We start from the raw sequence: 12,914 nt of genomic DNA on the forward strand, positions 1-12,914 counted from the left end.
ATATTATGTTGTTTTATCAAAGATATAATTTTATTTAGAATATAAATTTTATCTATATTAAATCTACAATATCCATTATTTATCTCAAACATTCTCTCATCTAGATATTTATTAATCGATTGTTTTGTAGGCACTTCTCCATCGACTATTATTTTATCTCCTAAATTTGAATATATATACTTCTTGCTTACAAAAAATAACGCGCAACTTTTCCAAAAAGTATCAATTGAGATATAACGAACCACTTTATTATCCATGGATTGGTTATAGAAAAATGAAATATTCTTGCTAAAAATTTTATCAGAAAAATCAAACATAAATTCATCTAGTCCAATGTAAAGTGCTTTGAGACGTTTAATATCAATCTCATTTTCTAATAAATATAATATTTCATCCAAAGTAGCTCCAGAAAAAGCGAAATTAAAACTATTTTCCCCTAATGATTCTGCATCTATAATTGTTGCTCTGCTAGAACCCATAATAATATTTTCAATAAAACTTTTATTACTTTTATATAAATAAAGCTTTAGCTTCCTTTCTAAGTCCCTATCTATAACAATATTATACTGTTTTGTTTTTTGAAGTTCAATGGATCTTGGGTCGTTTAAATAATTTAAAAAACCTATAGATAGTATAAACACGAAACTAAATAAATAAAAAAGAACTATAAACTTAAAATTACTCATAAAAATATTTTCAAAAATTAAAATATAAAAATTCAGATACCTTATTTAAAGATAAAATACCATATGTAAAACACAGCACAGACAACATAAGTATTTTATAATTTACTTTAAAGCCGTCTATTAAATTCGAGCTACTTTTAAATATCAAAATTAGAAAAAAACATAATATTATTAAAAGTATAACAAAAAAATTTCCGTCTATATTTACCATAAATCCACCAAAGCCAACTCCTAAAGATTTTAAAAACCCAAGCTTTGCTAATAAAAAATTTGGCAAAACAATGCCACTCAACCCAAACATCCCTTTTAGCACTTTTAAAGCATCTTCCCAATCTTTTGCTCTAAAAAATACCCAAGTAATATTTATGAAGTTAAATGTTATGAACCAAGCCAAAAATTTATTCATCTTAAAGCCAAGTTCGCTCCAAATTCTGTGAATAACCAAGGCAACGCCATGCAAAAATCCCCAAAAGACAAATGTCCAGCCAGCCCCGTGCCATATACCACCTATTATAAAGGTCGCCATTAAATTTGCATATGTTCGAAGCCTGCCTTTGCGGTTACCACCTAGCGGAATATAGATATAGTCTCTTAAAAACCTGCTTAGTGTTATGTGCCATCTGCGCCAAAAGTCTTGAATGTTTAAGGCTTTATAGGGTGAGTTAAAGTTTATTGGAAGCTTGATATTAAAAAGAAGTGCTGCACCGATAGCCATATCGCAGTATCCGCTAAAGTCAAAGTAGAGCTGAAATGTATAGCTTAGGCTAGTCGCCCATGCTTCAAATAAATTTAAGACAGTCGCCTTGTCAAAACCATTTGTTGCCCAAACAGCAAAACTATCAGCGATAACTACCTTTTTAAAAAGACCTATCGAAAATATAAATAGACCAAGTGCTATATTTTTATAGTTGATTATTCTGTTCTTTAAATTTGCAAACTGCGGCATCATCTCTTTGTGATGCACGATCGGACCAGCGATTAGCTGCGGAAAAAAGGTAACAAATAAGCAGTAGTTTAAAAAATCATACTGCTTCGTACCCCCCCCCCGTAGCACTATCGACCAAATATGCTATCTGCTGAAAAGTAAAAAATGATATTGCAAGAGGTAGTAGCAAATCTAAATGAGGTATCTGGGTATTAAAGATAAAATTTACATTGCTTATGAAAAAATCTGAATATTTAAAATATCCAAGTAGCATTAAATTTGCCACAATTCCTAGTATAAGAATAAATTTTTTAGAAATTTTACTATTTTCTTTGTTTAGCTCCACTCCAAAGCAGTAGTTAAACACCATTGAGCCTAAGATTAGCGGCAGATAAATGACATTCCACCAGCTGTAAAAAAAGAGAGACGATAGAACCAAAAAGCCCTTTGCTACTTCTGTGAGGCGCTTTTTATTTAGATAAAAATATGTAAAAAAAGTAAATGGCAAGAATAAAAATATAAATTCATAAGAGTTAAAAAGCACTCAGAAGCTCCTCATAAAATAAATGCCAATTGTAATCAGAGCTGCATACTCTTTGATGCCAAGAAATTGAAACATATGTCGTTTTGGAAAATTTTTTTGACCTATTTAATACTAATTTTGCAGCATTAAATAAATCTTGCTTAAGCCCATAATCATAAATATTCGAATCCATGATAACTTGTGGGATTACTTCATAGTCATAAGCTTTTTTATTTTTAAAGTCGTATGGATTATATATGCTGGCAATTCCACTCCTAAAACCCATTCTATCGTTCCAGCCCAAAGTAGAATCAAATAAAAACAATCTATTATGTATATATGGAGTAGTAGCTTCGCTGTAATTAAGCCAATGTTGTCTTGTTTTTACTATTTTAATTCCCAAAATTCTTTCTAATTCATCCTTTTCATACTGCAACTGATTACAATTTATAGCACTATTATAACTACCATGCAAGCCTATTTGAAAACCACATTTATATAAATCTATTAATTTCTTTTGAAGTTTTACATTATTTTTTATATCATATGATGGATCAATTAACCACGACCTAAAACCTCTTGATTTGCCTTTTACATACACGTAGAATGTTGACGTCCTATTATATTTTTTTTCTATATTTACCCAATCATCAAAACACCAATATGATGTATTTGAAAAAGCAAATTTAAATAATTCAAGTATTTTTTTTAAACAATAGATGGGCCTTGTCATCAACCTAAAAACATTTACAGAATTAAAAATCGTTTGTTTTATCCTTAGCTGAATTGTTTTTTCAATATAGTCTACATCGTGCGATAAATCAATAATATCTTTTTGCTTTTTGCCAAAAACCAAATTTTTAAAATTTATATGTAAAAAATATTCCAATTCATTAAACAAAATATTTACAATAGGGATATCAAAACTATCTTTATCTTGCCTAGGATGTCTCAAACTATAGCTACCAATATTCTTACCACTCATTTCACTAGCATATTCCTCATACCTAGATAAAAAAACAAATGCGTTCCAGAATATATCATAAGCCAAATCAAAACCTCTTTGATTTGTATCGGTATTATTTAAAATAAATAGATCATCTTTTATATACTTTATGTATGTGATATCGGAAAAATTGTGTTGAGAGTTAAAAATATTTAAATGACCACTGTTACTGCAATTGGTATAAAATACAATATTTTTAAACTTTTCCTTTTCGCCAATGCCTATAACTTCTATATCGAATTCTAATAAATTTATTTTTTTAAATTGACTTACTATATATTTCAGCCAACTTACATCATCTAAATCAGTTTTTATACTAAGCATTGTCTATAAACTGCCTATGCCACATTTCTATGTTTAAGCAACCCCATAAATCTCTACTAAATTTACCACTATTTATTATTTCATTTTCTATATTTGATATATTAAAATAACCTCTTTGCTTTGATTTTTGAGAGGTTAATATATCAAGAGCATACTCTTTCAAATCATTAGCTAGCCATTTGTTTATAGGAGTAGGAAAACCCATTTTATCTTTTCGTTCAAAAATTTCTTTTGGCAATAAATTTTTTACAGTTTTTAATAAAATAGCCTTTGTTTTTCCGCCTGCAAACTTCATTGTAGGTGGCATTTTAGAAACCAGCTCAACTATTCTATAATCTAAAATAGGCACCCTTGATTCTATTGAAACCGCCATGCTAACCCTATCTTCAACATGAAGGAGTGCGGGTAATAATGTTTTTAAATCAAAATATGTCATTTTATTAAAATACGACTTTGTGTTTGGCGTATTAAAAACTTGTTTAAATTTATCAAGAAGCTGCCTACTATCAAAAGATTTTAAAAAGTCATTATTATAAATCATATCAACATTATGTGTACGATTTATAATACGATAGTATCGTTCATCCATAGGACCAAAAAGTCCTTCTTTAAACTGCTCTTTTATTAATGGTATATAATTTTTAAGTTGGGGCATATTAGGAATTATTGATTGCAAAGTTACTAGATGCTTGCCTTCTTCGGCTGTTTCAAATATTGCTCCTTTTATTGCTTGCTCTAAATAAGCTACAGCATATCTAGTATACCCACCAAAAATTTCATCCCCACCTTGTCCACCAAGCACAACCTTTACATAGCTAGATGCAAGTTTGGACACCATATACTGAGAAAAAACGCCTGGTCCAGCTTCTGGATAATCCATATGGTATGATATTTTTTCAAATGTATCTATAAAATTCTGCGAAGTTGGGAAAATCTCATGATGAATGCTTTTTATGTATCGATGAACTATATTTGCATAATATGTTTCATCGAATTCCTCTGAATCTTTGAAACCACCAGTAAATGTATGAAAATCACCAAAATACTTTTTGGAGGCCAATATAGAAACCAAACTAGAGTCAATACCGCCACTCAGATATGCTCCAATTGGCACATCTGCTCTAGTTTGGATATTTAATGAATCCTCAAGTAAGTGCAAAAGTTCAGAACAATATTCATCTTCATTCTTTGTTTCATCAATATCATAATTAAAATGCCAGTATCTTTTCTTCTCTTTTATTTTGCCATTCTCTAAAATTAAATATGTTGCAGGCTCCAAAGAGCTAATATTTTTAAACATTGTATGTTTTTTCAACATTACTTGAAAAGCCATATATTCATTCAATGATAAGTAGTCAACCTCAGCTCTGATACCCGGATATTTTAAAATAGATTTTATTTCTGATGCAAAAACAAAATTATTATCATTGTATACATAATATAGCGGTTTTATACCAAAATGATCTCTGGCTAAAAATAGAGAATTTTTCTCTTTGTCATAAATAGCAAATGAGAACATGCCATTTAATTTACAAACACAATCCTCTCTATATAATATGTACATATTTAATAAAACTTCCGTATCAGAGTAAGTTTTAAAATCGATACCTTTTGAAACAAGATGTTGTCTTAATTCTAAATAATTATAAATCTCGCCATTAAAAACTATCGTAAACCTACCATCTATGCTATGCATAGGTTGAGAACCTTGCTTTATGTCTATAATGGCAAGTCTAGTATGACCAAGTGCTATATTGTTATGTACATAAATATTTTTATCATCAGGTCCTCTATGACGAATCGTTTCTAACTGGTTATTTATAATAATATCTTTATTTTTTATAAAAGAATAAAAGCCAACTATACCACACATACCATCTCATTATTTTAATATTACAAACAGCTTATTTAATGTATCTTTTTAATATTTTTATATTTAGATTTCCATCCACCCCATGGCCAATAATACAGCAAGGCTAAAGATGCATATCCAAAAGTAGTAATTGAGCTAACCATTTTGGACTCACTTCGTTTCTGATTATACTTTAACACAAATGGCGATTCTCCAAATTTTGCACCTATCATTTTAAGTTTAACGATTTTTTCCAAAGTGGCAGTAAAACCAAGTCCTTTTAATTGAATAAAATTATTACCAAAAATATCAATAGCATATTTTATCGCACTTGCCCTATATGCCCTAAACCCACAAGAGTATTCTTTTAGTCCTTTTATTGGAAAAAAGACTTTCATAAAAATATTTGCTAATCTTGATATAATGGTCCTATAGGCACTCAAACCTTCCTGTCCTCCGCCTTGCACAAACCTTGATGCAATAACCACATCAAATCCATCATTTATTTTTTTAATCATATTTGGAATAAAACTTGGTTCATGTGTATCATCACAATCCATTCTAATAATAATATCCTCATTATTGGAAATTTCTGCAGCTTTTTCAAAAAGATCCCTAGATGTCTCACCTAAACCTCTATTTATTACATGTTCAATAACTGTTATAGGAAAGAGCTTTGAATATTCTTCCAGCTTTCTTCCTGTATTATCAGAACTTCCATCATTACAAACTATTATGTGATAATCAACTTTCATCTCGCCTTTTAACATCTTATCTATTTTAGGGAAAAGTTGGTCTATGGATTTTTCTTCATTGTATGCGGGCAATAATATATATATCATTAAAACTATTCCTCATTTAATTTACAAGCTAGTAAATTTTTCTGAAATATAATTTATTTCATTTTTTGTTAAATATGGATTCATAGGTAAGCTCATTATCTCATTTGAATTCATTTCCGCTATAGGAAAGTCCCCGGACTTATATCCTAAATATTTAAAACACTCTTGTAAATGAAGTGGCATAGGATAATGTACAGCTGTTGGCACACCGGCTTCTTTTAATTTTAGCTGCACTTCATCTCTATTTTTTATCCTAATAGAATACTGTGCCCAAGCTGACTGAGCTCTACTATCAATATAAGGCAATATGACGTCTTTTCCATGCAAGGCATTTGTATATTTTGATGCCACCTCTTGTCTTAATAATAAATCTTTTTTGTAATGTCTAAGTTTTACCAACAAGACAGCTGCTTGAATAGTATCTAATCTACCACCAATACCAATATATTGATGATGATATCTTTTTGACTGGCCATGCAAACGTAATGACTTTAACTTTTTAGCCAAATTTTCATCATTTGTAAAAACAGCACCACCATCACCATAACAGCCAAGTGGTTTAGCTGGAAAAAATGATGTAGTAGCAATATCGCCAAGAGCCAAATCTTTGACATTATTAAAGCTTGCGCCAAAACTCTGCGCACCATCAACTATAACCTTTAGGTTATGTTTTTTGGCTATTTTTGAAATTTCGTCCATATCAGCAGGCTGACCATAAAGTGAAACTGGAAGTATGGCTTTTGTTTTTGAAGTTATGACTGCTTCTATTTTATTAGCATCTATATTATAAGTTTTTTCATCGATATCAACAAAAACTGGTTTTGCTCCAAGCAAAGCAATCATTTCAGATGTTGCTACAAAAGTAAAAGGTGTTGTAATAACTTCATCACCTGGCTTAATATCAATAGCCATTAGAGCCATCAAAATGGCGTCAGTTCCACTACTGCAGCTTATGGCATACCTAACATCTATATATTTTTCTAGTTCTGTTTCAAGCTCAGAAACTTCAGTGCCCATTATAAAATTACAATTTCTAGCTACCTTTAAAATAGCTTTTTCTATTTCATCTTTATAAAGTTCATGTTGATATGTTAAATTTGCAAAATCTATATTCATATTTTACTCTTTCACTACTATTAAATTTTCATCAAATACCCTATAACTACTACCATCAAAATTATCAACAGCCAATCCGTTACCATCAAATTTCAGTGTATTTCCCGCCTTACTAACCCAACCTATTTGTCGCGCCGGCACACCAACCATAAGCGCATAAGGTTTCACGTCGCGATTTATAACAGCTCCACTCCCTATGAGAGCATACTCACCGATAGTAACACCACAAACTATAGTAGCATTTGCACCAATGCTACAGCCTTTTTTTAAAAGTGTTTTTTTAAATTCTTCTTTTCTAATTATAAAAGCGCGTGGATTTATAACGTTTGTAAAAACCATAGATGGTCCCAAAAACACATCATCTTCTATTTCAACACCTTCATATATTGAAACATTATTCTGCACTTTTACACCATTACCGACTCTAACATTTGGTCCAACAACACAATTTTGACCAAATGAACAATTTTGTCCAATAATAGAATTGGCTAATATATGAGAAAAATGCCAAATCTTTGTTTTTTCCCCAATTAGTACATCACTATCTATAAATGAACTTTCGTGAGCAAAATATGGCATTATTCTACCACCTTTTTACAAAAAGGATGATATTCTCCTTTTAATCCAATAGGTGACATTTTTCTTATGCTTGAAACAATATTTATGGAATTTCTAGCCTCATCCAAGCCAAATCCTTCTCCTGAAAGGATGTGCTCATAGCTTTTGGTATGCAAATCAGTAAAACCATCAGAAAATTCTATTTCATCGCCATCAACTTTAATACTTCTAAAAGTTCTTTTTCCACTGTTTTTTATATTCTCAGGAATATAATCATAGTTAACAGACAAAAACCATCTAACATTTGCGTTTTTTAGTCTCATATATCCTGCATTTGCATCAGCCTGCTTAAGATGAACTATATTTTCCTCTATAGGTCCAAAAATCCAGGAAAGCATATCAAAAAAATGCACGCCAATATTTGTTGCAACACCACCGGATTTATCTTCATCACCCTTCCATGATATAAAATACCATTTGCCACGAGATGTTAAATAGGTCAAATCTACATCATAAATTCTGTCTGGATTTTGCAAAAGTTCTTTTGAAATTTTGTTTTTTAATGCAACAATTGACTCATGAAGTCTTAGCTGTAGAATATTAAATACTTTTTTACCACTTTCTTCTTCGATTATTTTTAATTGGTCTATATTGTGTGGGTTTAAAACAAGTGGCTTCTCACAGATAGCATTTGCTCCGCTTCTTAGAGCAAAACGGATATGACTGTCGTGTAGATAATTTGGAGTAGTTATCGCAATATACTCTATTTTCTTATTACCGTTTCTTCGCCACTTATCAACAAATCTATCAAACCTTTCATATTCAGTAAAAAAATAAGCTTGCGGAAAATAGCTATCCATTATACCTATTCCGTCATATGGATCTAAGGCTGCAATTAGTTCATTCCCTGTATCTTTTATAGCCCTCATATGTCTTGGAGCTATATATCCACTAGCACCTATTAATCCAAAATTTATACTGCTCATTTTAATTGTCCTTTTTAATTAAATTTTTAAACTTTCACATCCTATCTTTAGCTGTGATTCCCATTATATTAAATGCTGCTTTTATTGAGACAGCAACGACTGCAAAGACTTTTAACAAACTATCTTCATTTTCGTTGCCAACCACGCGGTTTTCATTATAAAATTTATGAAAACTAGCAGCCAGCGACTTTAGATAGTCTGGGATCTTTTGAAGCTGTCTTGAGATGAAAGCGTCCTCTAAAATTTCAGGCAATATCAGTGCTTCAAAAAGTAAATTTTTAGTATTTTCATCTAGGCACTCAAAGTCCGCATTTATCACGTCACTAATGCTTTTTCCAGCCTTTGCAAAGATCTGATTTATCCTGGCATGAGCGTAGTTTATATAAAAAATAGGGTTTGAGCTATCCTCTTTTTTAAGCTCATCCACGTCAAATTCCAAGCTACTCGTGTTTGCCTTGCTTATAAAGATAAATCTAAGCGCCTCAGCACCGATCTCGCTCGCGATATCGCTCATTAGCACTGCATTTCCAGCGCGCTTGCTCATTTTATATGGCTTACCATCTTTTAGCAGACTAACCATCTGCATAAGTATCACTTCAAGCTTGTTTTCATCGTACCCAAGGAAATTTATCGCAGCCTTTAGTCTTGCGATATATCCATGGTGATCCGCACCCCAAATGTTTATATAGTGGTCAAAATTTCTTTCAAATTTAGCGTTATGGTAGATGATGTCACCAGCTAGATATGTCGGTCTGCCGTCATTTCTAACTACAACCCTATCGTTATCGTCGCCAAGTGTGGTAGAAGCGATATAAGTAGCGCCCTCTTTTTCATACATTTGATTTGAGCGTTTTAGCTTTTCTATAGTTGGCACAATATGGCCATAAAGAGCCTTTTCGCTAGCCCAGTTCTCTATAAAAATGCCAACATCAGCCAAGTCTTTTTTGATAATCTCAAGCACGATATCCTTACCAAACTCAGCAAGCTCAAGGTTTCTGCTCTCGTCATAAAAAATTTCTTTACCAAATTTCTCATTTGCAAGCTTAGCAATATCTAAAATATAATCCCCGCGGTAATATTTCTCTGGATAAACGACACTTTCGTTAAAAAGTTGCTCTTTAGCCGCGAGAGATATTGAAGTGCCAAGCAGATCTATTTGATTGCCCGCATCGTTTATGTAGTATTCTGTTGAGATGGCGTAGCCAAGTCTTTTGCCAAGCCTAGCCAAAGTATCGCCATAAACTGCGCCTCTAACGTGCCCGATGTGAAGCGGTCCAGTTGGATTTGCGCTGATGTATTCTATTAAATAGCTATCTTTTTTCGTATCTTCTTTTGCAAAATTTTCACTATCTAGCAAAATTTGCTTTGAAATTTCATCTAAAAATTCACTCTTAAGCTTGAAATTTAAGTAGCCATTTACCGCACTAGCTTCAACTATCTTGCTATCACTAAATTTATAAGCAAACTCGCTAGCTATCATAGCCGGCGACTTTCTTAGCTCCTTTGCAAGGCTAAAAAGCGGCGTCGCATAGTGGGCTAAATTTTTATCCTTTGGCTTTTCAAGCACAAATTCACGCTCTAAAACCTTTGAAATTTCAGCTTTTATTTTATTTTTCAACTCTAAAACCTATGCGTTTTTAGTTGTTTCTTCTATCTTATGACTAGCAGCGCTCTCTTCTTTATGCTCGACTTTCTCGCTCTTTTCAGGTGTTGTGTCTTCCATCTCAGCCTTAAAAGTCTTTATACCCTTACCTAGTCCTTTTGCAAGCTCTGGGATCTTCTTTGCTCCAAAAAGTAATACAATGATCGCTAAAACGATCAACCAGTGGCCAATACTAAAAGAACCCATCTTTTCTCCTTATCAAATTTTCTCAAAATATTATCATAAATTCCTGAATTTCTAACAATCTATCCACTCGTCGATGACGTTTCTTAAGTTTATCTTAGCACTTTTTAACCTCATCGCTCGAAGGATTGATTTTAGCCCTTTGTAGCTCTTTTCTATATCATCATTTACTAAAAAATAATCATACTCTAAAATATGCTCCATCTCGCCAACTGCGTTCATCAAGCGATTTTCTATCGTTTCATCGCTATCTGTTCCGCGGTTTTTCAAGCGCCTTTTTAGCTCTTTTTTATTCGCAGTTGTAATAAAAACTGAAGTGATGTAGCTTTTAAATTTCTCAAGTGCGATATGAAAGCCCTGCACATCGATGTCAAATATCACTATCTTACCAGCTTCAAGCGCTGCTAAAACAGGCTTTAAGCTCGTGCCATAGTAGTTTTTATGTACCTGCGCCCACTCTAAAAATTCGCCCTTTTCTATGCCGCTTTTAAATTCATCTTCTTTTATAAAATAATAATCCACCCCATCAACTTCGCCTTCTCTTATGGCTCTTGTTGTACTTGAGATAGAAAAATATAGGTCTTTCTCCTCCTTTAAAAGACGGCCCAAAAGCGTGCTTTTACCGCTTCCACTAGGCCCTGAAACTACTAAAATTTGTCCTTGCAACTACTTTTCCTCGAAACTTATATTTATCTTAATGTTCATATCTTTTAGCACATCTCTTAGCGAGCTCTCATTTAGCGACTCGTGGACGTGTTTTGTTATCTTTTTAGTTAGCTCTTCTTTATAGTCTTCTTTTGCATCATTTTTTGAGCTAGTTTGAGGCATATCTTTTAGTCCAAATGCCGCTAACATCGTGCTTTCATCTATATCATCTATCGATGATGCATCAAAGTTTAACTCACTTGGTACCGCGTCTTTGCTCTCATCTTTCATGTCTTCTTGTGCGTCATCTTCTTGGATATTTTCTTCTTCAAAAGTTTCATCTACTAGACCTAGATCTTCTTTTGCTTCTAGCTCGCTCACATCTTCTAGCTCTTCTACTGACATCTCATTAGAAGCATTTTCACTCTCGCTAGACTCTAAATTTTCTAGCTCCTCGCTTGAAATTTCATCCAAAGCCTCTTCTTCTATATCTTCTTCTGCTTTTTCATCATCTACTTGAATTTGCTCTTCATCAGCCTCAGAGATCTCATCTAAATTCTCATCATCTTTGGGCTCATCTTCTAAATTTGCCTCATTTTCAAGGCTATCTTCATCAGCAAATTTAGCTAGTTCGTCTATATTTAGCTCTTCTTGCTCTAAATTTTGAACATCTAGCTCAGTATCGTCTAAATTTTTATTTTCCTCATTAGACTCTTCACTATTTAGCTCTTCATCAAGCGAATCAATCTCACTAAGCTCAAATTTACTCTGATCTATCTCGTCAAACTCGCTACCAGTGTTCTCTTCATCAACCAAGCCTACAACGTCATTTTGGCTAATAATATCATCTAAATTTTTATTTAGCTCTTCATCTGCTTCAGACTCTTCTGGCATATTTTCTATCTCATCGACAAGCGCACTAAGCTCTGCTAGATCACCATCTTTACCTTCTTCACTCTCATTTACATCACTTACCGCTTCGCTAGTCTCTTCATCCACGCTCTCATCAGCAAGATCTTCGCTGGCAAGCTCTTGTAGGTCTTCAAGCTCTTCTAAAGACTCCATATCGCTAGCTTCATTTTCCTCTTGTAAGTCACTCTGGCTAATCTCCTCGCTTGGGCTATCTATGCCACTTTCTAAAAGCTCTTTGTCAAGATCTGCAAAATTTTCTAAATTTGTATCGATATCAGGCAGTTTAAACCCAGACATCTCGTCAAAATTTATAGCCTCGTCGCTAAAATCACCAAAGTCGCTTTCGCCTTGCTCGCTCGCACTTTGCTGGGTAGCTGGCTCATCTTTTGGGATATTTTGCTCAAAAACACTTATAAATTCAGTCGGTAAAAATGGTTTTTCAAGCATCAAAGTAGCAAATTCTGGTTTGCTCTCGCCACGACTTGCTAGATACATCACCTTTTTATCTGTAGCTAGCTCGCTACTATCCACGTCACTGTCAATTATGATAAAGTCAAACTGAGCATCGTCAAATCCATTTAGATCCTCAAATTCGCTATATTCGGTGCCGATTTTATTCAGACTTAAAGTTATCAGACGTGAAACTGCTGGATTTTTATTTATTAGAGCAACTTTCATCATCCCTCCTTGTAA

The 12,914-nt window shown here is 32.9% G+C and carries 11 protein-coding genes and 1 pseudogene; all 12 read right to left on the minus strand.

What is annotated here, in order from left to right:
- Positions 1–686: hypothetical protein (locus F3G88_RS00005; RefSeq protein WP_149715062.1), on the minus strand; the 686-nt coding region annotated here is incomplete at its 3' end.
- 10 nt (positions 687–696) lie between these two features.
- Positions 697–2,155 (minus strand): annotated as a pseudogene (locus F3G88_RS00010) (MBOAT family O-acyltransferase).
- The gene (locus tag F3G88_RS00015) at positions 2,145–3,464 is read right to left on the minus strand and encodes a DUF7033 domain-containing protein (protein WP_103573331.1); all 1,320 of its coding nucleotides are present in this window, start codon (positions 3,462–3,464) and stop codon (positions 2,145–2,147) included. Before F3G88_RS00015 ends, F3G88_RS00010 begins: the two are co-directional and overlap by 11 nt.
- Positions 3,457–5,337 (minus strand): asparagine synthase (glutamine-hydrolyzing), encoded by a 1,881-nt coding sequence (gene asnB, locus F3G88_RS00020; RefSeq protein WP_103573332.1) that lies wholly within the window; start codon positions 5,335–5,337, stop codon positions 3,457–3,459. The genes F3G88_RS00015 and asnB overlap by 8 nt, the downstream gene beginning before the upstream one ends.
- Positions 5,338–5,372: 35 nt before the next feature.
- Entirely contained in the window at positions 5,373–6,158 is a 786-nt protein-coding gene (locus tag F3G88_RS00025) for a glycosyltransferase family 2 protein (RefSeq protein WP_103573333.1), read from the minus strand.
- A gap of 21 nt (positions 6,159–6,179) precedes the next feature.
- Positions 6,180–7,274, minus strand: coding sequence for a DegT/DnrJ/EryC1/StrS family aminotransferase (locus F3G88_RS00030; protein WP_103573334.1), 1,095 nt, complete (start codon positions 7,272–7,274; stop codon positions 6,180–6,182).
- 3 nt (positions 7,275–7,277) lie between these two features.
- A complete protein-coding gene (locus F3G88_RS00035) occupies positions 7,278–7,853 on the minus strand; it encodes an acyltransferase (RefSeq protein WP_180999933.1) in 576 nt (191 codons plus the stop codon).
- Positions 7,853–8,818: a Gfo/Idh/MocA family oxidoreductase gene (locus tag F3G88_RS00040; protein WP_103573336.1), complete on the minus strand. Its 966-nt coding sequence runs from the start codon at positions 8,816–8,818 to the stop codon at positions 7,853–7,855. Before F3G88_RS00040 ends, F3G88_RS00035 begins: the two co-directional genes overlap by 1 nt.
- A 34-nt stretch (positions 8,819–8,852) precedes the next feature.
- A complete protein-coding gene (gene argS / locus F3G88_RS00045; RefSeq protein ID WP_103573337.1) occupies positions 8,853–10,436 on the minus strand; it encodes an arginine--tRNA ligase in 1,584 nt (527 codons plus the stop codon).
- A gap of 9 nt (positions 10,437–10,445) precedes the next feature.
- Positions 10,446–10,667, minus strand: coding sequence for a twin-arginine translocase TatA/TatE family subunit (gene tatA / locus F3G88_RS00050; protein ID WP_103566667.1), 222 nt, complete (start codon positions 10,665–10,667; stop codon positions 10,446–10,448).
- A 51-nt stretch (positions 10,668–10,718) separates the two neighbouring features.
- On the minus strand, positions 10,719–11,330 hold the full coding sequence (gene gmk, locus F3G88_RS00055) for a guanylate kinase (protein ID WP_103573338.1): 612 nt from the start codon (positions 11,328–11,330) through the stop codon (positions 10,719–10,721).
- Complete coding sequence (locus F3G88_RS00060; RefSeq protein WP_149715063.1) at positions 11,331–12,899, minus strand: putative sodium/potassium/calcium exchanger; 1,569 nt, start codon at positions 12,897–12,899, stop codon at positions 11,331–11,333.
- Positions 12,900–12,914: the final 15 nt, after the last annotated feature.

Source organism: Campylobacter concisus (assembly GCF_902460675.1).
Taxonomy (GTDB): Bacteria; Campylobacterota; Campylobacteria; order Campylobacterales; family Campylobacteraceae; genus Campylobacter_A; species Campylobacter_A concisus_AJ.

Bases quoted from the DNA above. Each gene is read 5' to 3' on its own strand.
- F3G88_RS00015 (WP_103573331.1), bottom strand. From the start codon at position 3,464: ATGCTTAGTATAAAAACTGATTTAGATGATGTAAGTTGGCTGAAATAT.
- asnB (WP_103573332.1), bottom strand. From the start codon at position 5,337: ATGTGTGGTATAGTTGGCTTTTATTCTTTTATAAAAAATAAAGATATT.
- F3G88_RS00025 (WP_103573333.1), bottom strand. From the start codon at position 6,158: ATGATATATATATTATTGCCCGCATACAATGAAGAAAAATCCATAGAC.
- F3G88_RS00030 (WP_103573334.1), bottom strand. From the start codon at position 7,274: ATGAATATAGATTTTGCAAATTTAACATATCAACATGAACTTTATAAA.
- F3G88_RS00035 (WP_180999933.1), bottom strand. From the start codon at position 7,853: ATGCCATATTTTGCTCACGAAAGTTCATTTATAGATAGTGATGTACTA.
- F3G88_RS00040 (WP_103573336.1), bottom strand. From the start codon at position 8,818: ATGAGCAGTATAAATTTTGGATTAATAGGTGCTAGTGGATATATAGCT.
- tatA (WP_103566667.1), bottom strand. From the start codon at position 10,667: ATGGGTTCTTTTAGTATTGGCCACTGGTTGATCGTTTTAGCGATCATT.
- F3G88_RS00060 (WP_149715063.1), bottom strand. From the start codon at position 12,899: ATGAAAGTTGCTCTAATAAATAAAAATCCAGCAGTTTCACGTCTGATA.